The organism is Streptomyces sp. NPDC030995 (assembly GCF_055571215.1).
Genome location: NZ_JBVIFS010000020.1, coordinates 121,066 through 141,056 on the forward strand (window position 1 = coordinate 121,066; position 19,991 = coordinate 141,056).

The window sequence follows — 19,991 nt, forward strand, 5'->3', positions numbered from 1 at the left end:
CGTTGCCGTACCCATCGCGTCCCATCCCGACTGACGAGAAGGAACACCCCAGCATGTGGATCGCCCCCGTCCAGCGCACCGAGACCGACGGCCGCCTGGAGCTCTCCGTCGAGGTGTCCCACCAGGACGGCGCCGCGACCGACCGCCTCTGGTACCGCGTCGACCTGCGCCACGCCCCCTACCTGACCGACCTCATGGACCCCTTCCTGCTGGCCACGCTGTTCGTGGCCATGCGCAAGGGCGAGAACCTGCACGTCGAGGGCCCGGTGTCGCAGACGCTCCTGGAGAACCTCGAGGAGTTCCAGGCGGCCTGGGTGCAGTGGCGCCCCGAGCGCTACACGGCCGTCGAGCTCTCCGCCGACCGAGAGATCCCGGACCGCGCCGGCCCCGACACCCGCAGCGCCCTGCAGACCTTCTCCGGCGGCGTGGACAGCGCCTTCACGACGATCCGCCACGTCAAGAAGGCGGCCGGCCGCGGCTCGCTCGACCTGACCGGCGCCGTCATGGTCCACGGCTACGACATCCCGCTGGAGGAGCGTGACGCCTACGACGCGCTGTACGCCCGCAGCGTGCCGCTGCTGGACGGTGTCGGCGTCGAACTGCTGCCGGTGACCACGAATTTCCGCAAGCTGTGGCACAGCGACCTCAGCCACTGGGAGGACGCCTTCGCCACCGGCATGACCTCCGTACTGACCCTGTTCAGCGGCAGGTTCGAGCACGGAGTCATCGCCAGCTCGGAACCCTACGGCTCGCTCGTACTGCCCTGGGGCTCCAACCCCATGACCGACTGGATGCTGTCCGGCGGCCGGATGCGCATGCATCACGACGCGACCGGCATCGAGCGCAGCGACAAGGTCGCCGGCCTCGCCAGGCTGTGGCCCGAGGGCGCCGACAACCTGCGCGTGTGCTGGCAGGGCGAGCAGAAGGACCGCAACTGCTGCCAGTGCGAGAAGTGCATCCGCACCATCCTCAACTTCAAGGTCAGCGACAGCCCCCTGCCGCCGTCCTTCCCGCACGACGTGACGCCCGAGCAGATCCGCAGCCTGCGCGGCCTCGCCGAGGCGCACATCAACCCGCTGCGCCAGATCCTCGCCACGGCCCGCCGCCGCGAGATCACCGCCGAGTGGGTCGCGGCCCTGGCCGACTGCATCGCCGCCAATGAGGACGAGCTCGCCCGGGGCATCAGCTACGAGGGCGGCTTCCCCCTGCTGGCCGCGGCCCGGGCCGAGCGGTGAGCCAGGCCCAGTACGCGGTCGTCGCCCGTTTCGACCTGAAGCCGGAGGGGGTCGAGGCCTTCGACGCCCTCGCCCAGTGGCGGATCGCGCAGGCCGCCGCCAACGAACCGGGACTGGTCGGCTACGCGGTGCACCGCATCGACGGCGAGCCGCTGACCCGCGTCTTCTACGAGATCTACCGCGACGAGGCCGCGTTCAAGGAGCACCGGGCCACGGAGCAGACCGCCGAGTTCGGCCGACGCCACGTGCCCTTCGTCCAGGGCCCGCCGCGCATCGAGTTCCTCAACGTGCTCTGGAGCGCGAACGGGCTGGCTCCCAGCCCCTGACCGCAACCGCCCGCCGGCCCCCGCACACCTTCGGAGAGAAGCCATGACCGCCCGCACCACCGTCTACCAGCCGCACCACACGGCCTTCAGCGTGGCCGACCTCGACGCGTCCAAGGCCTTCTACGGCTACTTCGGCTTCTCCCTCATCCTCGAGTGGACCAAGCAGGACAAGTCGCTGACCATCACGCACCTCCAGCAGGAGGGCAGCGGCTACGTGCTGGAGCTCTTCCACTACGCCGCCAACGCGGCCGCCCCGCGCCCGTCCTTCACCGTCGGCAACAACCTGCCGGAGGTCGGGGTGAAGCACCTCGGCTTCAGCGTGCCCGACCTGGCGGCGGCCCGTGAGGAGCTGATCGCCGCCGGCATCGGGGAGGTCACGGAGATCGCCACGGGCCGCACCCTCGTCGACTACTTCTTCGTCATCGACCCGGACGGAATGTACCTGGAGTTCGTCAACGACTCCCGCGGCCTGCACCCGAGCGCGCCGCTGCTGCTCTCGGACGCTCAGAAGTAACGAAAGGAACTCCCGACATGGCCGTCTCCTCCTTCATGGTGCCGCTCGGCACCCCCGCCCCCGACTTCTCACTGCCCGCTCTCGACGGGACCACCGTGAGCCTCGCCGACCACGCCGGGGCGCCCGCCCTGCTCGTGGCCTTCGTCTCCAACCACTGCCCGTTCGTGAAGCACCTGGAGAAGGCGCTGGGCGCCTTCGCCGAGGAGTTCCCGCAGCTCGCGGTCGTCGCCGTATGCAGCAACGACACCTCCGTCGCCCCCGACGACGGGCCGCAGGGGCTGCGCGACCAGGTCGCCCGTACCGGCTGGACCTTCTCGTACCTGATCGACGCCGGCCAGTCGGTGGCGCGGGCCTACCGTGCGGCCTGCACGCCGGACTTCTTCCTGTACGGGCCCGACGGGACCCTCGTCTACCGCGGGTCGTTCGACGACTCGACCCCTGGCAACGGCCGGCCGGTGACGGGGGAGCGGCTGCGCGCCGCCGTCACCGAGACGCTGGCCGGGCGGCCCGTTCCCGAACCGCACCACCCCAGCATGGGCTGTTCCGTGAAGTGGGCACCCGGAAACGAGCCGTCCTGACCATGAAGCCGAAGATTTCCGTGCTCGGCACCGGCTACCTCGGTGCCACCCACGCCGCAGGGCTCGCCGAGATGGGCTTCGAGGTCATCGGCCTGGACGTGGACGCCGACAAGATCGCGACGCTGGCCCGCGGCGAAGTTCCCTTCCACGAGCCCGGCCTCGGCGCCCTCATGCGGAACCACACCGCCTCGGGCCGGCTGCGCTTCACCACGGACTACGCGGAGGCCGCGGCCTTCGCCGACATCCACTTCCTGGCCGTCGGAACCCCGCAGTCCGCCGATGACGGGGCGGCCGACCTGCGGTACGTGGACGCGGCGATCGATGCGCTCGCCCCGCACCTGACCCGGCCCTGCCTGGTCGTGGGCAAGTCCACGGTCCCGGTCGGCACGGCCGCCCGCCTCGTGGACCGGCTGGTGTCCCTCGCGCCGGCCGGGGGCACCGTCGACCTCGCCTGGAACCCCGAGTTCCTGCGCGAGGGGCACGCGGTGGCCGACACGCTCCGCCCGGACCGCATCGTCGTGGGCGTGCGCTCCGACGTCGCGGAGAAGCTGCTGCGGGAGGTGTACGCCGGCATCGTGGAGCGGGGTACGCCGTTCCTCGTCACCGACCTCGCCACGGCGGAACTGGTGAAGACGGCCGCCAACTCCTTCCTCGCCACGAAGATCTCCTTCATCAACGCGATGGCGGAGCTGTGCGAGGCCACGGGGGCCGACGTCACCACCCTGGCCCGGGCCATCGGTCATGACGCCCGGATCGGGAACCGCTTCCTGAACGCCGGCGTCGGCTTCGGCGGCGGCTGCCTGCCCAAGGACGTCCGGGCCTTCCGGGCCCGCGCCCGTCAACTGGGGGGCGAGGGGGCGGCCGCCCTGCTGTCCGAGGTGGACGCCATCAACCTACGGGCCCGGGGCAGGGTGCTGGACATGGCCCGCGACACCCTGGGCGGCGAGCTGGCCGGCCGGCGGATCGCCGTACTGGGCGCCGCCTTCAAGCCGGACACGGACGACGTGCGCGACTCGCCCGCCCTCGAAGTCGCCGCGCAGGCGGCACGAGCGGGGGCCGAGGTGCGCGTGTACGACCCGATGGCGGCCGGGGCGGGCGCCGCGGCCCGTCCCGAGCTGGACTTCGCGCCTTCGCTGGAGGCCGCCGTCACCGGCGCCGACCTGGTGATGCTGCTCACCGAGTGGGAGGAGTTCCGGGTCGCCGATCCGCGCCGGCTCGCCGCGTTGGTGCGTACACCGCGGCTGGTCGACGGCCGCAACGCGCTGGACCACCAGGCGTGGGCGGCGGCGGGCTGGAGCGTGCGGGCACCCGGGCGGGTGCCGCTGGCCGGCCAGATCCCGTTCGACGCACCCGAAGCCGCCTGATGGCCGCCTCGATCGCCGACCGGATGAACGGCCTGGCGCCCACGCTCCGCCACCGGGTCATCGTCGGCACGGTCGGACTCGCCCTGTTCTTCGACATGTTCGAGATCTTCATGTCGGGCGTGCTGGGCGCCGTGCTCACCAGCCGGTTCGACCTCACCCGCACCCAGACCTCGGCGGTGCTGGCGTCCGTCTTCGTCGGGATGTTCATCGGCGTGCTGGTCACGGGACGGCTCGCGGACCGGTACGGACGGCGCCGGGTCATGCTGAGCGCCATCGCCGTCTACACGGTCTTCTCGGCGGTGGGCGCGGTCAGCCCGGACGTGTCGATGGTCATCGGCGCCCGGTTCCTGGCCGGGCTCGGCATCGGCCCGGTGCTGCCGCTCGCCGACTCCTATCTCAGTGACCTGCTCCCGGCCCGCCACCGGGGCAGATACACCGCCTGGGCCTACACCATCGGGTTCATGGGGGTGCCCGCCGTGGGGCTGCTGGCACGCTGGGTGGTACCGCTCAGTCCGCTGGGCCTCGACGGGTGGCGCTGGCTCTTCCTCATCGGATCGGCCGGCGGGCTCGTCGTCCTGGCCCTGCGCCGCACTCTGGTGGAGTCGCCACGCTGGCTCGCCTCGGTCGGCCGGATCGACGAAGCCGAGGCGACGCTCAAGGAGTTGGGCGACACCTCCGGCCCCGTGGCGGGTCCTGTGGCCGCGCCCGCCGGCGACCTGCGGGCGCCGACCACACGCGAGGCCTTACGGGCCCTGATGCAAAGCCCCGTGTACCGGCGCCGGGTGGGCATGATGACGGTCTTCCACCTCATGCAGGCCTTCGGCGGATACGGGTTCGGCACGATGGCCCCCCTGGTGCTCTCCGCCAAGGGCTACTCCATCGTCCACTCGCTGCTGTTCAGTGCGGTGACGTTCCTCGGTTACCCGCTCGGCTCGCTGCTCTCGCTGCCGCTCATCGAGCGGGTGGAGCGCAAGTACCTCATCGTGGGTGCCGCGCTGTCGATGGCCGCTTCCGGGCTGCTGTTCGGCAGCGCGGACAGCGAGTTCACCATCGTGCTGGCCGGTCTGTGCTACACGGCCGTCAGCAACGTCTTCTCCAACTCCTACCACGTCTACCAGGCCGAGATCTTCCCGACCGCGTTGCGCGTCACCGCGGTGAGCTGGACGTACTCCCTGTCCCGGATCACCACGGCCGCGATGCCGTTCCTCCTCGTGCCGGTGCTGGACGACTTCGGATCAGGGGTGCTCTTCGCCCTCGTCGCCGTGACGCTCGGCATCATCGCGCTCGACATCGGGCTGCTGGGCCCGGCGACGACCGGTCGGGCCCTGGAAGAGGTCAACGAATCCCTCGCCGGGTCGCGCCCGGACGCCGGCGCCGCGCGGAACACGCCGGAATCCGAGGACCGTGAACGGCCGATTCCGGTGAAATGAAGGCCGCCCGGCAAATAGGGCTCGAATTCTGTTGACGCGACCAAAAGACACGTGATGAACTCGGGGATACCGGGAGGGCCCGCCCCCCCGAAGATTCCCTGCAGGCTCCCTTCCAAGTGCAGCGCTCCGCGCGCACCTATGAGCCTTTTATTTCCCGTGCGTTGAGCAACCGTGCGAATTCCCGCCGCTCACGAACGTTCCCGTACGACTCCTCGTAGGAAAGCCGAGACATGAGCCAGATCAGCGAGACCAAGAAATTCTCCCTCAGTGCAGAAGAGCTGGAGAAGTTCCACCGCAATGGATACATAGGCCCCTTCGACCTCTATGAGAAGGAGGAGATGGAGGCGAACCTCCAGGCCCTCCGTCCGAAGCTGCTGAGCACGAAGAAGGCCATTTACGGCGGCGGCAAGGCCGTCTCCGGGAACACCAACCTGGCGAACTACGACCGGCACCTGGACGTCGGCTTCCTCGCCGACCACATCACGCGGCCCGAGATCGTCGACCGGGTCTCCAGCATCCTCGGCCCGGACACCCTGTGCTGGCGCTCCGAGTTCTTCCCGAAGTACCCGGGCGACGAGGGCACCGACTGGCACCAGGCCGACAACTTCTCCAACGTCGCCGGGTCCAAGCACCCGCAGATCGTCTGGCCCGAGGACGCGGACTTCGGCGGGACCATCACCGTCTGGACGGCGTTCACCGACGCCAGCATCGAGAACGGCTGCCTCCAGTTCATCCCGGGCTCGCACAAGACGATGAACTACGACGAGACCAAGACCATGGACTACAACCCGGACGCCATCAACAACACGGAGAAGAACGGCATCCGCCGCGGCTTCTTCGGCCATGACTACCGCCAGCTCCAGAAGGACCCCGACTGGAGCCCGGACGAGTCGAAGGCCGTCTCCCAGGTCATGCGCCAGGGCCAGTTCATCGTCTTCTGGTCGACGCTGATGCACGCCTCGCACCCGCACAGCGGTCTCACCGACCAGATGCGGCTGGGCTTCGCCGGCCGCTACCTGCCGACCTCGGTGAAGGTCTACCCGTACTCCACCGAGCTGGAGGAGTTCGGCGGACAGGCCAGCCTCGCCCAGTTCGGCAACGTCCTGACCTCGGGCCAGGACACTTACGGCCACAACCGTTTCGTGGACAGCACGGTCAACGGCCACCCGTTCCGCACCAACTGACAACAGAAAGGACGATCACGGTGTCGAACAACGCCCAGAGCACGCGGACCGCGACCCAGGAAGAGCTGGAGCAGTGGGTCGTCACCACCTGCCGGGACCTCGGTCTCACAGTGGAGAACGCCGATGACGACTTCTTCGAGGCCGGCGGCAACTCGCTGACCGCGATCCGCCTGATCTCCCAGGCGGACGAGACCTTCGGCGAGGACGTCCTGTCCCCGGACGACCTCTTCGCCCGCAGCGCTGTCCGGGACATCGCCGCGTCGATCCTCCAGAACACCCAGGAGTGAGCGGGCCGGCCGTGCGGCCCGACAGCGACAGGTGGGCGCCGGTGCTCCGGCCCGCGGTGGGCACCCGCCGCATCCGGCTGATCTGCTTCCCGTACGCGGGAGGCGGCCCCGACCTCTTCAGGAGCTGGGCGGGCGGCCTGGACGACGGGGTGGAACTGGTCGCTGTCAGGCTGCCCGGCCGGGGTCCCCGGCTGCGCGAGGCGATGTACGGGGACTGGGAGACCCTGCTCGCGGACACCTTCACCGCACTCCGCTCGGGCGGCCTCCTCAGTGCCCCGCACGCCTTCTACGGACACAGCTTCGGAGGCCGGATCGCCTACGAGATGGCCCACTTGGCCGCTCGGACCGACCCGGGAGCCACCCGGAGACTGTTCGTGTCCGGCAGCCGCAGCCCCAACTCACCGCAGGCCCGCCCCTATCTGCACGAGCTGCCGCCGGAGGCCTACCTCGACGCGGTCCGCGCCATGGGCGGCACACCCGCCGAGATCCTGGACGACAAGGCCATGATGCGCCTGTTCCTGCCGACCATGCGGGCCGACATGCGGCTGGCGGAGCTGTGGGACGACCGCCACGGCGCACCCGGTGTGGACGTGCCCATCACCGCACTCTACGGACGCGACGACCCCGTCGACGGACACGCCGGCATGCGCGACTGGAAGCGCTACACCAGCCGCGACTGCGAACTGGTGGAGATGCCCGGAGGGCACTTCTTCCTGGACACGCACCGGGACCGACTGCTGGAAACGATCAACGCGAGGCTGGGGGGACCCTCATGACCACACCGCACCGCCCGACGGCCGCCGCCCTGGCGGCCCACCGGGCCCTCAACCAGGGCACCACCACCCCGTATCCCGAACGCGCGGTCAAGGAGCTGTTCGAGGCCCAGGCCGCCCGCCGCCCCACCGCCACCGCACTCGTCCACCCCGGGGGCCGCCTTGCCTACCGGGAGCTGGACGGACTCGCCAACGACCTCGCCGCGCGGATGGAGGACGCGGGTGTCCGCCCCGGCGACACCGTCACCGTCCTCATCGGCCGCTCGGCAGAGCTGATCATCGCCCTGCTGGCCGCGGCCAAGTGCGGAGCCGCCTACCTTCCCGCCGACGCGTCCTGGCCGGACGACCGGCTGAGCACCCTGCTGGCGCGCACCGGCGGCACCCATGTCCTGACCCGCGCCGCCGACACCGGTGCCGTCAGCGCCCGGCTGCCCGGCCGGACCGTCGTCCCGGTGGAACTGGACCTCCTGACGGAGCGGCAGGAGTCGCCGTCGTACCAGGGGTCCCCCGACGACATCGCCTACATCAATTTCACCTCCGGCTCCACGGGCACCCCCAAGGGCGTCCCCGTACGCAACCGGGGCATCGTCCGCCTCGTCCACGACGCCCGCTACGCGCGGCTGGACGAGGACGCCGTCCTGCTCCAGCTCGCACCCGCCTCCTTCGACGCGGCGACCTTCGAGATCTGGGGCGCCCTGCTGGGCGGCGGCACCTGCGTGCTGTACCCGGACTCCTTCATCCGGCTCGGCCGGCTGCGCCGCGTCCTGACCGAACACCGGGTGAGCGTGCTCTTCCTCACCACCGCCCTCTTCAACACCATCGTCGACGAGGCCCCGGACACCCTCGGCACCGTCACCACGATCCTGACCGGCGGCGAGGCGCACTCCCTGACCCACATGGCCACCGCCCTGCGCACCTACGGGGCCGACCGCGTCGTCAGCGTCTACGGCCCCACCGAGTGCACCACCTTCGCCACCTACCACCCGGTGCGCACGCTCCACCCGGACGAGTCCAGCCTCCCCATCGGCCGGCCCATCCAGAACACCCGCGCCTACGTGGTCCACGACGGCAGGCTGTGCGAACCGGGGGAGACCGGTGAGGTCCTGCTCGCCGGCCCCGGTCTCTCCCCGGGGTACCTGGGGCTGCCGGAGACCAACGCGCGCCAGTTCGTCGAGGCCGACATCGACGGAGTCCGCGAACGCCTCTACCGCACCGGCGACCGCGCCCGCCTCTCGGAGCGGGGCCACCTGGTCTTCCAGGGCCGGCTCGACGACCAGGTCAAGGTCAACGGCTTCCGCATCGAACTGGGCGAGATCGCCTACCACTTGGACGCGCACCCCGCCGTACGTCAGAGCTTCGTCACCACCCGGCCGAACGCGCAGGGCGGACAGGAGCTCATCGCCTTCGCGGTACCCGATACGGCGGACCGCGACCCCGAGGAGATCCGCGCGCATCTGCGCGGCATCCTGCCCGCCTACATGGTGCCGCCCGTCATCCGGCTCCGCGGCGAACTACCCCTGACCGGCACGGGCAAGGTGGACCGGCGGGCCCTGCTCGCCACTCACGACGCCCCGTCGATCCCCGCAGGAGCGTCGTCATGAGTACCTCCCTCACCGGCCGGCAGCTCGCCGAGCGGGAACTGGCCCTGGAATTCCCCTTCTTCGGCCCCGACCACGACGCGTTCCGCGCCCGGGTACGGGAGCGGCTCGCGATGAGCGTGCTGCCCCGGGCCGAGGCCTGGGAGGAACGGGGCGCCATCGCGGCCGACGCCTGGAAGGAGCTCGGCGCGGCCGGACTCCTGGACGTCGGCCACACGGGCGAGGACTTCCTGCGCAGTGCAGTGCTGCTGGAGGAGCTCGGCGCGACCGGCTACGCCGGCATCAGGGCCTCCATCGGCGTTCACGCGTACATGGCGCTCTCCTACGTCCTGTTGTTCGGCACCCCCGAGCAGCAGGCGGCGCACGTGCCCGCAGCCCACCGCGGCGAGCGCGTCACCGCCCTGGCCATCAGCGAGCCCGAGGCGGGATCGGACCTGCGGGACTTGCGGACCTGCGCGGCGCCCCGCGGCTCGGATGCCACCGCGGGCTTCGTGCTCGACGGGCACAAGAGCTACGTCGCCAACGGCACCGGCGCCGGCCTGCTCGTCGTACTGGCCCGCACGCGCCGGCCCACCCCGGACTCCGGGGCGCAGCGGGGGCTGACGGGAGCGAGCATGCTGCTCGTCGACGCGGTCAGCCCGGGGATCACCCGGCGCCCGCAGCCGATGGTGGGCTGGCGCGCCGCCGACATCGCCGAGATCACCTTCGAGGGGGTCGAGGTCCCGGCCGACGCCCTGCTCGGCCGGCGCGACCGCGCCCTGATGCAGCTGATGCGCGCCCTGGACTTCGAGCGGCTGGTGGCGGGACTGCTGGCGGTCGGCGGCGTACGGCACACCCTGAGTGTGCTCGACGGCCATGTCCGCGCCCGCCGCGTCAAGGGCGTACCCCTGGCCTCGCACCAGTCCGTACGGCACCGACTCGGCGAGCTGTACGGGGAGTTCGACATGGTACGCCGGTACGCCCACCACGCGGCCTGGCTGCATTCGAAGGGCCGTCTCGACACCCGTACGGCGTCGGTGCTGAAGCTGCGCTCCACTGAACTGGCCCTGTCCGCGGCTCAGGTGTGCGCGCAGTACCACGGGGCGCAGGGGTACCTGGAAGGGTCCGCCGTGGCGAGGCTGCAGCGCGACGCGACGGCCGGCACGATCGCGGCAGGAGCCAGCGAGCTGATGCGCGACATGATCTTCGAGGCGAGCTGAGATGGCCCGGGAAAGCACCGCGCCCGCGGCTCCCGAGGCCGCCCCGTCCCCTGCGTCCGCCCCGTCCCCCGCGTCCTGCGCGCCGACGTCGGAGCCGTCGTTCGGGACCGGCGCCCCGGGGCCGAAGTCCCGCCGGGGCGTGGCCGTCGCCCTCGCGGTGACCGCCGTCCTACCGGCCGCCGCCATCGTCGCCGCCGTCGCGGGCCTGCCCGGTTCCGACGCGGCCGCGGGCAACGGCAGCGGGCCGAAACTCGGCGCCACCGGCCACTTCTTCCTCGCGGTCGTCGTGGTCCTGGCCGCCGCCCACCTCGGCGGAGCGCTCGCCCGCCGGCTCGGCCAGCCCCGCGTGATCGGCGAGATCCTCGCCGGCCTCGCCCTGGGGCCGTCACTGCTCGGCCATCTGGCGCCCGGAACCATGGCCTGGCTGTTCCCGGCCGGCAGCCGCGGCCCCATGGAGGGGCTGGCCCAACTGGGGCTCATCCTCTTCATGTTCGGGGTGGGCCAAGAGCTCGCCGGGATGCGTCTGCGCGGCGCCGCGACGCGGGCCCTGCTGGTCAGCCAGGCCTCGGTGCTGGTGCCCTTCGCGCTCGGCGCGGTCGTCGCCGTACCGCTCGCCGAGCGGTACGCGGGGCCGAACGGCGGCGGCGTGGCCTTCGTCCTGTTCATCGGCTGCGCCCTGAGCATCACCGCCTTCCCCGTCCTCGCCCGGATCCTCGCCGACCTCGGGATCTCCCGTACCGAACCGGGACGGCTCAGCCTCTTCGCGGCGGCCGTCGGCGACGGCGCCGGCTGGCTGGTCCTCGCGGCGATCCTGGCCGTGGCCCACGGCTCCGACCCCACCGTGCTGCTGGTCAACGGCCTGGTCGCCGTCGCCATGGCCGCGGTGTTCCTCGGCCCCGTCAAACGGCTGCTCTCCCACTGGGCCGCACGCGACCGCGGAGGCGCCGCGACCGGGGTGCTCCTCGTCTGCGGCGTCACGGCAGCGGCGACGCTCACGGCCGCCATCGGTGTGCACCAGCTGATCGGCGCCCTGCTGGTCGGCCTGGCCTGGCCGGCCCGCGGGGCGGCCGTCGCGGAGCGGCTGACGGGCACGGCCAAGACCGTCCTGCTGCCGTTCTTCTTCTTCGGCTTCGGGCTGACGGCCGACCTGAGCGCACTGCACTGGGACGGCGCGACGGTCCTGGTCTTCCTCGGGCTGCTCGCCCTGGCCACCGTCGGGAAGATCGCCGGGCCCGGGCTGTGCGCCCGGCTCACCGGAATGCGACGGCGGCCGGCGCTCGTCCTCGGAGTCCTGCTCAACGCCCGTGGCCTGACGGAACTCATCGTCATCCAGATCGGCTACGACGCGGGGATCATCGATGCCCGGATGCTCGCCATCCTCACCCTCGTCGCGCTCGGCACCACCGTGATGACCAGCCCCCTGCTGCGCCTGCTCAAAGCGACCGGACCCGGCCGCCGTGAGGGCCACGAACAGGCCCTCGCCGAACCGCCGCCCGGGGAACCAGCGCTCCGCGGCTGAGCCGCGACCGGCGGTCCGCCGCCCCCTTCTTTCTTGCCCGACGTGCCGGCATCCCGGCATCGCACATCACCGTTCCAGGAGTAGTAGTGAGATACGTCTTCGCCTCCGCCCTAGGACAGGTCTCGGACGGCCTGCTGGCCAGTTACGCGACCCTGCCGGCCGACACCTACCTGCGGCACGACCGCTGCTTCCGCTTCCGTGCCTTCGGTGAGGCCAGGGTCAAGGGCGAGACCTTCCTGTGGGGCGACGACTCCGCCTCCTTCTTCCAGAGCGAGGGGATCAACGGCTACGCCGGCGGTGTGGAGCGGCGGTTCGCGCCCCTGCCCGACGCCGCCCGTGCCTTCGCCGAGGCGTTGGTGAACTCCCCGGCCGCCCGCGCGCTGGTCGCGGACGAGGAGTTCCGTATCGGGTGCCACCAGATCCGCATCACCGCCGACGACGAGCACACCGGCCTGCCCGCCCCGGAGGGCTTCCACCAGGACGGCTACGACCTGATCGCGGTGACCTGCGTCGCCACCGAGAACGTCAGCGGCGGCATCTCCCTCGTCCGGGACAAGGACAGGGGGGAAGTCGTCGTCGAACGCACCATGGTCCCGGGCGAGGTGCTGTTCCTCGCCGACCGGGAGGTCGTGCACTACGTCAGCCCGATCACCCCGAAGATCCCCGGGCAGCCCGCCCACCGCGACGTCGTCGTCATCACCTTCAGCCTCGCGGGAGAGCACTGATGCCCGGCACCACCCCCGTTTCCGCCTCCGCCCCGACCGGCCGGATCGCCACCTACACCATCCAGGAATGGCTCTTCGACCACGCCCAGGGCCGCTACGACCTGGACCTGGCCGAGAGCGGCGTGCAGTTCCAGCACGTACGCGACCTCCCCCTGGACGGCGCGTGGGAGCTGGACTACAGCCTCGACCGCGGGACCCCCGAACTGCGAGCGCAGGTCGCCGCCCTGTACGGCGCTCCCGGCCTGTCCGGCCAAGCCGACCGGGCCGGCCGGGACGTGATGATCGCGCACGGTGCCCAGGAAGCCCTGTACCTCCTGTACCGGTCGCTGCTCTCGCCGGGTGACCACGTGGTGGCGACGGCCCCCGGCTGGCAGCAGGCCTGGGAGGTGCCCGCGCACATCGGCTGCGAGGTCAGCGTCCTCGACTGGCGTCCCGGCACGGCTTTCGACACGGAGGCGCTGGCCCGCGCGATCCGCCCCGAGACGCGGATCCTCATCCTCAACAGCCCCGGCAACCCCTCCGGCCGCTCGCTGGGAGAGCAGGAGTGGGAGGGCGTGCTCCGGGTGGCTCGGGACCACGGCCTCTGGGTGGTCAACGACGAGGAGTACCTCCTCGACTTCTCCGACTCGATCGTCCACCGCTACGAGCGGTCCGTCTCCGTCTCCGGCCTCTCCAAGGTCTACGGGCTGCCCGCCCTGCGCATCGGCTGGGCCGTGGCCCCCTCCGAGCTCATCGAGCGGATGGTCAACTACAAGCGCTACACCACGGTGTCCAACTCCCTCGCGTGGGAACGGGCGGCCACCCTGGTGCTCGCCGACCGGGAGCGGCACCTGTCCCGCTACCACGGGCTCGTGGAGCCGGGCCTGGCCCAGCTGCGGGAGTTCGCCGATGCGCACCGGGACGTGGTGGAGCTGGTCGAGCCGCACGGCACCCCCTTCGCCTGGTTCCACCTCGGCTCCCCGGTCACCTCGGCCGAGTTCGCCGAACGACTGCTGGAGCGCCGGCGGATGCTGGTCATGCCCGCAGAGGTCTTCGGCGCCCGGCAAGGCCTGCGGATCAGCTTCGCCCGCCCGCACGAGGTGCTCAAGGAGGGCCTGGGCCGGCTGTCGGCCGAGCTCGGAGACCTCGGGTGAACGAGCACGCCTCCCGCTCGCGACCCGTGGGCGAGACGACGACGGCCCCCCGCGACGCGGCCCCTGCGGCCCCGTCGCGGGGAGGCCCGGCGCCCCGGGGCACCGCGCTGCGCGCCGACCTGGCGGCCGCCGCCCGGTACACCGTGCCGGTGGCGATGGGCTACCTCCCGCTCGGAGCCGCCTTCGGGCTGCTCCTGGTGAGCCACGGCCTGCCCTGGTACTGGGCGCCCACCACCGCGCTGGTGGTGTTCGCCGGATCGCTCGAGTTCCTCGCCGTCAGCATGATCACGTCGGGCCTCGGCCTCGCGGCCGTCGCGTTGACCACCCTCCTGGTCAACTTCCGGCACGTCTTCTACGGGCTGTCGTTCCCGCTGCACCTGCTGACCGGCCGGGCGCAGCGGGCGTACGGCGTCTTCGCGCTCACCGACGAGACGTACTCGCTGCTCACCAGCTCGCCCGAGGCGGGCTCCAACGGCCGCCGGATCACCCTGATCCAGCTCCTCAGCCACGGCTACTGGGTGCTCGGCAGCCTGGCCGGGGCGCTCGCCTCCACGGCTCTGCCCGACAAGGTCGAAGGCGTCGAGTTCGCGCTCACCGCACTGTTCGTCGTCCTCGCCTGGGACCACGCGCGCAAGCGGGCGAACGGCCGTCCCGTGGCCTACGGCCTGCTGGCCGCCGCCGTCGCCTGGCTGCTGGGAGGCGACCAGTTCCTCACCGTCGCCGTCGTCGTCTTCCTGGCGATGCTGGCCCTCGACTTCTCGCTGAGGAGGCGCTCCCGTGCCTGAGACCACGTACATCCTCGGCGCCGTCCTCGTGATGTCCGCAGTGACCTACGCCCTGCGCGCGGCCCCGTTCGTCCTGCTCAGGAACGCCGCGCAGGCGCCGCTGCTCGGCTACCTCAGTACCGCGCTGCCGCCCGGGATCATGGTCATCCTCGTCGTCTACACCGTGCGCGGCGTCGACTTCGGCCACGCCCCGTACGGCCTGCCGGCCCTCGTGGCCATCGTCGTCTGCGCCGGGCTCTACCAGTGGCGCGGCAGCCCCCTCCTCGCGATCGTGCTCGGCACCGGCACCTACATGGCGCTGACCCACCTGATGGCCTAGGACCCGGCGGGCACCCCACACAAGCGAAAGGAAGCACCGAAGGACATGCCCACAGACGTGGACTTCCCCCTCCCCTTCACCGCGCTGCGATCGACACCCGACGCGGTCGAGCAGGCTCAGCGCAGGGGCGTGGACTGGGCCGTCGGGCACGGCCTGCTCCAGCCCACGGACGCCGCCATCGGCTATTTCCTGGCCATGCGGCTGGCCGATGTGGCTACAGGATTCTGCCCCAAGGCGGGCGGGCCCGACCTGGACGTGATGACCGACGTCATCACCTGGACCGCGGTCTGCGACGACTTCTTCGACGGCCCGGCCGGCGACGACCCCGCCTTCGCCGCAGACGTCGTCCGGGCGCTCCTCGCGACGACGGCGCCCTACGGAGAGGCGGGAGCGCACCCGGCCGCGGCCTCGCTGCCCGTCCCCGCCGGCGCCGAGGGCCTGGCCGGTGCCACAGCCGACCTGTGGAAGCGACTGCAGGCGCCCATGACCGAGCAGTGGCGCGAGCGCGCCGCCCGCAACTGGGCCCGCTTCCTGCGCTCCTTCCTCGCCGAGGCCGACGCCCGCCGCTCCCGCACCGTCCCCGCCCTGGACGGCTACCTGGCCCTGCGCCGGGAGACCATGGCGATGTACGTGTACCTCGACGCCACCGAACGCACCGGCCGCTACGAGGTCCCGGAGCGGGTGCTCGCCGACCCGACGGTGCGCCGGCTGGCGGAGCTGGAAATCGACATCCTCGCGCACTGCAACGACGTCCACTCCGTCGAACACGAGGAGGCGCGCGGGGACACGTACAACCTCGTCCTCGTCCTCGAGGCCGCGAGCGGGCGCAGCCGGGCGCAGGTGATCGAGGAGATACGCCGCAGGGTCGGTGGGCTCGCGGAGCGGTTCCAGCGCCTCGCCGCGGGGATACCCGCCCTCTGCGACCGCCTGTCCTGCGACCCGTACGAGCGCCTGAGCACCGAACGCCACCTCAGGGCCATGACCCGCCAGCTGCGGGTGACCTACGACTGGTCCCTCGCCACCAAGCGCTACGCCGACCAGGCCCGTACCGGCCGTCGGCCCGAATACCTCGCCCACAGCGCCGCCGCCCCGCTCGGCGCCCTGCTGTCGGACCGGACCGGAGAGGCACGATGACCATGGCCGACACCCTTGCCCCCAGCCCCGTCCCCGCCCGCAGGGTGCCGGGCGGCGTCCCGCTCCTCGGCCACGCGCTGAGACTGGCCCGGCGGCCACTGGAGTTCGTGGAGGAACTGCGCGACCAGGGACCGGTCGTCGTCTTCCGGATCGGCACCCGGCCCGCCTACATGGTCAGTACCGGGGAACTGCTGAAGGACATCCTGATCACCCACCAGAGCAAGTTCGAAAAGGGCGGCACCCTCTTCGACCAGGCCACGAAGCTGCTCGGGAACGGTCTGGCGGCGTCCAACGGCGAACTGCACCTGCGCCAGCGCCGGTTGTCGCAGCCCGCCTTCCACCACGGCCGGATGGCCATCTACGCCCGCGCGGCGATCGACTCGGTCGAGGCCGTATCCGCGTCCTGGCGGGACGGCCAGGTGCTCGACGTGGGCCGCGAACTCAACGGCATGACCATGGACATCCTCGCCCGGACGCTCTTCTCCAGCCTCACTCCCGAGGCGGCCGCCGAGATCCGGCGCACCCTGCCCGCACTGGTCGCGGGCGTCGGACGGCGGGCCTTCCTGCCGGTCGACTTCATCCACCGGCTCCCGCTCCCCGTCAACCGGCGGGAGGCGGCCGACCTGCGGCGCCTGTACGAGGTGGTGGACGGCATCATCGCGGACTACCGGGCCGGCGACCTGGACCAGGACGACCTCCTCTCGATGCTCATGCTGGCCCGCGACGAACACACCGGCGAGGGGATGACCACCCAGCAGATCCACGACGAGATCCGCTCGATGATGGTCGCCGGGACGGAGACCTCGGCCACGCTGCTGCTCTGGGCCTTCCAGGTACTCTCCACCCGACCGGACGTCGAGCGCCGGGTCCACGCCGAGCTGGACGAGGTACTGGAGGGACGCCCGGTGACCTACGCCGACCTGCCCCGGCTGGAGTACATGGGCCGGGTCATCCAGGAACTCCTGCGGATGTACCCGACCGGCTGGATCCTCACCCGCCGCGCCACCGCCGACGTGAACCTGGGCGGGTACCGCATCCCCGAGGGCGCGGACGTGTTCTTCAGCCCGTACGCCCTCCACCGCGACCCGGAGCTCTTCCCCGAGCCCGACCGGTTCGACCCGGACCGGTGGCTCCCCGAGCGCGCCGGGTCCATCCCCCGCCACGCGTACCTGCCGTTCGGGGCGGGCGTACGCAAGTGCATCGGCGAGTCGCTCGCCTATGCCGAGATCACGATCGCCTTCGCCGCCCTGGCCGGGCAGTGGCGGCTGCGGTCCGCCACCGACGCCCCGACGCGTGCCGTGGCGCGTTCCACCCTGCGGCCGAAGGAGTCCCGCATGCGCCTGGAGGCCCGCCGTCCGGAGAGGACGGCGCCATGACGACGGCTCCGGCGCAGCCCGTTTCGCCGCCGGTCGGCGCCGCGGCCGCTCCGACCGTCCCGGCCGCCCTGTCCACCCTGTTGGTGGAGGTGGAGGACGGCCTGCGCGCCTTCCTCTCGGAGCAGGGCCACCGCAGGCCGGGCGGGCACCTCAGGGGCGCCGGACCGGCCCAGGCCGTCGCGGAGCTCGTCGGCGCCGGCGGCAAGCGACTGCGGCCCCGGTTCCTGCTCAGCGGCTACCTCGCCGCGGGCGGTGAGCCGGGCGGCGCGCCGGTCCGGGCCGCCATGGCACTGGAGCTGCTGCACGCCGCGGCTCTCATCCACGACGACGTGATGGACGACGCGGACCGCCGCCGTTCGAAGCCGACCGTCCACGCGCGGCACGCGGACATCCACCGCTCGAACGGCTGGTTCGGCGAGTCCCGCCGCTACGGCGAATCGGTGGCGGTCCTCGCCGGGGACCTCGCCTGGGCTTACGCCGACCACCTGATGGCAGGGCTGCCCGCGGCGGTGGCCGCGGAATGGTTCGAGCTCAAGGCCGAACTCATCGAGGGCCAGGCCCTGGATGTCGCCGCGGCGGCCGAGCTGATCCCGGATCCCGAACTGGCCCGGTACATAGCGGTGGTGAAGTCCGGCCGGTACACCATCCACCGCCCGCTGGTGCTCGGCGCCCTGCTGGCCGGACGCACCGACCTCACCGGGGCCTTCGAACAGTACGGTGAGGCACTGGGGGAGGCCTTCCAGCTGCGCGACGACCTCATCGACGCCTTCGGGGACGGCCGCGCGAGCGGCAAGCCGGCGGGCCTGGACTTCGGGCACGGCAAGATGACGCTGCTGCTGTCCCTGGCCATGAAGTCGGACCCCGGGATCCGCGCCCTGGTCGAACGCGGCGAGACCACCCTGCTGCGCGACCGCCTCTCCGGCAGCGCCGTCCACGCCGACGTCGAGGCACACATCGCCCACCTCCTCGCCCGGGCCCACGCCGCCCTCACCGCGGCGGACCTGCCCCCGCAGTGGCGGGCCCAACTCCGCGCCACCGCGCAGGCGGTGGCGTACCGGAACAGCTGACTATGATTCGAACATGCCAACACGGACAGAGGTCCCGGTCGGGAGCGTCCCCCCTGGTGGCCGTGCCGCGACTGCTCGCGACCGGGTGATCGCCGGGCTGTCTCTGTGGTGGATTGCTTCTCCCCTCGCGGTGGTCGCTTCGGGGGTCACCGCCGGCGCGACGCGGCCGGCCTGGTGGGATCTGGTCGCCAGGGTGCTCCTCTGGGTGAGCCTCGGCGGTGTGGTGGTCGCGCCCGCCGCCGGACTCGTGGTCGCGCGCGTCGCACGACGTCAGCGGGCGCGCCGGCGCTTCGCGATCATGGGCGCGGTATCCCTCACGGTGATCGTCCTCTTCCTGATGTTCATGCAGTTCGCCGCGGAGTGCCCGGACGGCTATCACTGCTGATCCGGACCGGAAGTTGACACCCTCGACGCTCGCGAATTACCTTCACCATTACTTGATGACATAAATCATCTATTTCCTTAAGCATCCTCGCCACCTGGGGCAGCGCCGTCAGGGGAAGGGCACGACATGACCCCCGCCCAGCACGGAGCGGCCGTCGCGGCCGAGGCCGCCGGATTCGCCGCCACGGTCTCGGCGGCCGACCTCTCCACCCCGGTGCCGACCTGCCCCGGCTGGACCCTCGCCGACCTCACGCAGCACGTCGGCAGCGTGCACCGCTGGTTCAGCGAGCTGCTGCGCCAACGCATCCAGCAACCGCCGGCCAGCCGTGAGGTGGACCTGCGCCTGCCCGAGCACCCCGGCGGCTTCCCGGACTGGCTGGCCGCGGGCGCGGCGGAGGCCGCCGAGGTGTTCGCCGCCACCGACCCGGACGCGCCGATGTGGGCCTGGGGGGTCGACCAGCACGCCCGGTTCTGGGTCCGGCGCATGCTCTTCGAGACCCTCGTCCACCGGGTCGACGCCCAGCTCACGCTCGGGCTCTCGCCGCACGTCGACCGCGCACTCGCGGTCGACGGGATCGACGAGTTCCTCACCAACCTGCCGTTCGCATCCCCCTTCGCGCCGCTCACCGCCCAACTGCGCGCCCCTGACCGGACCATTCGCTTCAGCTGCACGGACGGCGACGGCGACGGTGACGGTAGCGGAAGCGGAAGCGGCGACTGGCTGATCGGCTTGCGCCCCGACGGCTTCGCCCTGGTGTCCGACCGCGCCGAGCCGCACGCGGCGGACGCCACGGTCCAGGGAACGGCCGCGGACCTCCTGCTGCTCCTCTACGGCCGCCTGGACCGCCGGAGCGACGCCTTCCACCTGCTCGGCGACGCGGAGCTGCTCGACCACTGGTTCGCCCACTCGGCCTTCTAGGCGGACACCCCTAGTGACCTGAGTCAGAGATTCGGTGGCAGTAGGCGGCGACTTTGTCGAGGATCTCGTCGGCTGTCTTCGTCCAGACGAAGGGCCGGGGTTGCTCGTTCCAATGGGCGAGCCAGGACCTGATGTCGCGTTC

Annotated in this window: 21 protein-coding genes and 1 pseudogene; 21 read left to right on the forward strand and 1 reads right to left on the reverse strand. The window is 71.7% G+C overall.

Translation table 11 applies throughout. The features are described from left to right. The first annotated feature begins 53 nt into the window (after positions 1 to 53). The 21 genes from ACZ45T_RS26790 to ACZ45T_RS26890 all read left to right on the forward strand — a co-directional run bounded on the left by ACZ45T_RS26790 (position 54) and on the right by ACZ45T_RS26890 (position 19,849). Positions 54 to 1,235: a hypothetical protein gene (locus ACZ45T_RS26790; RefSeq protein ID WP_468445532.1), complete on the forward strand. Its 1,182-nt coding sequence runs from the start codon at positions 54 to 56 to the stop codon at positions 1,233 to 1,235. Continuing rightward, a complete protein-coding gene (locus ACZ45T_RS26795) occupies positions 1,232 to 1,561 on the forward strand; it encodes a putative quinol monooxygenase (protein WP_468445534.1) in 330 nt (109 codons plus the stop codon). Before ACZ45T_RS26790 ends, ACZ45T_RS26795 begins: the two co-directional genes overlap by 4 nt. A gap of 43 nt (positions 1,562 to 1,604) precedes the next feature. Further along, entirely contained in the window at positions 1,605 to 2,075 is a 471-nt protein-coding gene (locus tag ACZ45T_RS26800) for a VOC family protein (protein ID WP_468445536.1), read from the forward strand. A 17-nt stretch (positions 2,076 to 2,092) separates the two neighbouring features. Further along, a complete protein-coding gene (locus tag ACZ45T_RS26805) occupies positions 2,093 to 2,653 on the forward strand; it encodes a thioredoxin family protein (protein ID WP_468445538.1) in 561 nt (186 codons plus the stop codon). A gap of 2 nt (positions 2,654 to 2,655) precedes the next feature. After that, positions 2,656 to 4,017 carry a UDP-glucose dehydrogenase family protein gene (locus ACZ45T_RS26810; protein ID WP_468445540.1) on the forward strand — a complete coding sequence of 454 codons (1,362 nt, stop codon included), beginning with the start codon at positions 2,656 to 2,658 and terminating at the stop codon, positions 4,015 to 4,017. Continuing rightward, the gene (locus ACZ45T_RS26815; RefSeq protein ID WP_468445542.1) at positions 4,017 to 5,447 is read left to right on the forward strand and encodes an MFS transporter; all 1,431 of its coding nucleotides are present in this window, start codon (positions 4,017 to 4,019) and stop codon (positions 5,445 to 5,447) included. Before ACZ45T_RS26810 ends, ACZ45T_RS26815 begins: the two co-directional genes overlap by 1 nt. Before the next feature lie 230 nt (positions 5,448 to 5,677). Next, the gene (locus ACZ45T_RS26820) at positions 5,678 to 6,631 is read left to right on the forward strand and encodes a chlorinating enzyme (protein WP_468445544.1); all 954 of its coding nucleotides are present in this window, start codon (positions 5,678 to 5,680) and stop codon (positions 6,629 to 6,631) included. Positions 6,632 to 6,651: 20 nt separating this feature from the next. Continuing rightward, on the forward strand, positions 6,652 to 6,918 hold the full coding sequence (locus ACZ45T_RS26825) for a phosphopantetheine-binding protein (RefSeq protein ID WP_468445546.1): 267 nt from the start codon (positions 6,652 to 6,654) through the stop codon (positions 6,916 to 6,918). Positions 6,919 to 6,959: 41 nt separating this feature from the next. Then, positions 6,960 to 7,694, forward strand: a complete 735-nt coding sequence (locus tag ACZ45T_RS26830; RefSeq protein ID WP_468445548.1) for a thioesterase II family protein — start codon at positions 6,960 to 6,962, stop codon at positions 7,692 to 7,694. After that, the gene (locus tag ACZ45T_RS26835; RefSeq protein ID WP_468445550.1) at positions 7,691 to 9,292 is read left to right on the forward strand and encodes an amino acid adenylation domain-containing protein; all 1,602 of its coding nucleotides are present in this window, start codon (positions 7,691 to 7,693) and stop codon (positions 9,290 to 9,292) included. Before ACZ45T_RS26830 ends, ACZ45T_RS26835 begins: the two co-directional genes overlap by 4 nt. Beyond that, positions 9,289 to 10,488, forward strand: coding sequence for an acyl-CoA dehydrogenase family protein (locus ACZ45T_RS26840; protein ID WP_468445552.1), 1,200 nt, complete (start codon positions 9,289 to 9,291; stop codon positions 10,486 to 10,488). Before ACZ45T_RS26835 ends, ACZ45T_RS26840 begins: the two co-directional genes overlap by 4 nt. Before the next feature lies 1 nt (position 10,489). Continuing rightward, complete coding sequence (locus tag ACZ45T_RS26845; protein ID WP_468445554.1) at positions 10,490 to 12,007, forward strand: cation:proton antiporter domain-containing protein; 1,518 nt, start codon at positions 10,490 to 10,492, stop codon at positions 12,005 to 12,007. Positions 12,008 to 12,093: 86 nt separating this feature from the next. Further along, positions 12,094 to 12,732: a 2OG-Fe dioxygenase family protein gene (locus ACZ45T_RS26850; RefSeq protein WP_468445556.1), complete on the forward strand. Its 639-nt coding sequence runs from the start codon at positions 12,094 to 12,096 to the stop codon at positions 12,730 to 12,732. After that, positions 12,732 to 13,865 carry an aminotransferase class I/II-fold pyridoxal phosphate-dependent enzyme gene (locus tag ACZ45T_RS26855; RefSeq protein ID WP_468445558.1) on the forward strand — a complete coding sequence of 378 codons (1,134 nt, stop codon included), beginning with the start codon at positions 12,732 to 12,734 and terminating at the stop codon, positions 13,863 to 13,865. The genes ACZ45T_RS26850 and ACZ45T_RS26855 overlap by 1 nt, the downstream gene beginning before the upstream one ends. After that, positions 13,862 to 14,650 (forward strand): AzlC family ABC transporter permease, encoded by a 789-nt coding sequence (locus ACZ45T_RS26860; RefSeq protein ID WP_468445560.1) that lies wholly within the window; start codon positions 13,862 to 13,864, stop codon positions 14,648 to 14,650. Before ACZ45T_RS26855 ends, ACZ45T_RS26860 begins: the two co-directional genes overlap by 4 nt. Continuing rightward, entirely contained in the window at positions 14,643 to 14,969 is a 327-nt protein-coding gene (locus ACZ45T_RS26865) for a branched-chain amino acid transporter permease (protein ID WP_468445562.1), read from the forward strand. Before ACZ45T_RS26860 ends, ACZ45T_RS26865 begins: the two co-directional genes overlap by 8 nt. Positions 14,970 to 15,014: 45 nt before the next feature. After that, the gene (locus ACZ45T_RS26870) at positions 15,015 to 16,103 is read left to right on the forward strand and encodes a terpene synthase family protein (protein WP_468445564.1); all 1,089 of its coding nucleotides are present in this window, start codon (positions 15,015 to 15,017) and stop codon (positions 16,101 to 16,103) included. Between the two features lie 2 nt (positions 16,104 to 16,105). Beyond that, positions 16,106 to 17,479, forward strand: coding sequence for a cytochrome P450 (locus tag ACZ45T_RS26875; protein ID WP_468445566.1), 1,374 nt, complete (start codon positions 16,106 to 16,108; stop codon positions 17,477 to 17,479). Further along, the gene (locus tag ACZ45T_RS26880; protein WP_468445568.1) at positions 17,476 to 18,546 is read left to right on the forward strand and encodes a polyprenyl synthetase family protein; all 1,071 of its coding nucleotides are present in this window, start codon (positions 17,476 to 17,478) and stop codon (positions 18,544 to 18,546) included. The genes ACZ45T_RS26875 and ACZ45T_RS26880 overlap by 4 nt, the downstream gene beginning before the upstream one ends. Before the next feature lie 13 nt (positions 18,547 to 18,559). Next, on the forward strand, positions 18,560 to 18,931 hold the full coding sequence (locus ACZ45T_RS26885; RefSeq protein ID WP_468445570.1) for a hypothetical protein: 372 nt from the start codon (positions 18,560 to 18,562) through the stop codon (positions 18,929 to 18,931). Between the two features lie 126 nt (positions 18,932 to 19,057). Next, positions 19,058 to 19,849, forward strand: a complete 792-nt coding sequence (locus tag ACZ45T_RS26890) for a maleylpyruvate isomerase family mycothiol-dependent enzyme (RefSeq protein WP_468445572.1) — start codon at positions 19,058 to 19,060, stop codon at positions 19,847 to 19,849. A 10-nt stretch (positions 19,850 to 19,859) separates the two neighbouring features. Here the strand turns inward: ACZ45T_RS26890 and ACZ45T_RS26895 are convergent. Then, positions 19,860 to 19,991: pseudogene (locus ACZ45T_RS26895) on the reverse strand (IS630 family transposase); the annotation flags it as partial.

Excerpts from the sequence above, each read along its gene's own strand:
- ACZ45T_RS26870 (WP_468445564.1), top strand. The coding sequence starts at position 15,015 with ATGCCCACAGACGTGGACTTCCCCCTCCCCTTCACCGCGCTGCGATCG.
- ACZ45T_RS26840 (WP_468445552.1), top strand. The coding sequence starts at position 9,289 with ATGAGTACCTCCCTCACCGGCCGGCAGCTCGCCGAGCGGGAACTGGCC.
- ACZ45T_RS26790 (WP_468445532.1), top strand. The coding sequence starts at position 54 with ATGTGGATCGCCCCCGTCCAGCGCACCGAGACCGACGGCCGCCTGGAG.
- ACZ45T_RS26815 (WP_468445542.1), top strand. The coding sequence starts at position 4,017 with ATGGCCGCCTCGATCGCCGACCGGATGAACGGCCTGGCGCCCACGCTC.
- ACZ45T_RS26885 (WP_468445570.1), top strand. The coding sequence starts at position 18,560 with ATGCCAACACGGACAGAGGTCCCGGTCGGGAGCGTCCCCCCTGGTGGC.
- ACZ45T_RS26805 (WP_468445538.1), top strand. The coding sequence starts at position 2,093 with ATGGCCGTCTCCTCCTTCATGGTGCCGCTCGGCACCCCCGCCCCCGAC.
- ACZ45T_RS26820 (WP_468445544.1), top strand. The coding sequence starts at position 5,678 with ATGAGCCAGATCAGCGAGACCAAGAAATTCTCCCTCAGTGCAGAAGAG.
- ACZ45T_RS26835 (WP_468445550.1), top strand. The coding sequence starts at position 7,691 with ATGACCACACCGCACCGCCCGACGGCCGCCGCCCTGGCGGCCCACCGG.
- ACZ45T_RS26845 (WP_468445554.1), top strand. The coding sequence starts at position 10,490 with ATGGCCCGGGAAAGCACCGCGCCCGCGGCTCCCGAGGCCGCCCCGTCC.
- ACZ45T_RS26800 (WP_468445536.1), top strand. The coding sequence starts at position 1,605 with ATGACCGCCCGCACCACCGTCTACCAGCCGCACCACACGGCCTTCAGC.
- ACZ45T_RS26875 (WP_468445566.1), top strand. The coding sequence starts at position 16,106 with ATGGCCGACACCCTTGCCCCCAGCCCCGTCCCCGCCCGCAGGGTGCCG.
- ACZ45T_RS26855 (WP_468445558.1), top strand. The coding sequence starts at position 12,732 with ATGCCCGGCACCACCCCCGTTTCCGCCTCCGCCCCGACCGGCCGGATC.
- ACZ45T_RS26880 (WP_468445568.1), top strand. The coding sequence starts at position 17,476 with ATGACGACGGCTCCGGCGCAGCCCGTTTCGCCGCCGGTCGGCGCCGCG.
- ACZ45T_RS26810 (WP_468445540.1), top strand. The coding sequence starts at position 2,656 with ATGAAGCCGAAGATTTCCGTGCTCGGCACCGGCTACCTCGGTGCCACC.
- ACZ45T_RS26890 (WP_468445572.1), top strand. The coding sequence starts at position 19,058 with ATGACCCCCGCCCAGCACGGAGCGGCCGTCGCGGCCGAGGCCGCCGGA.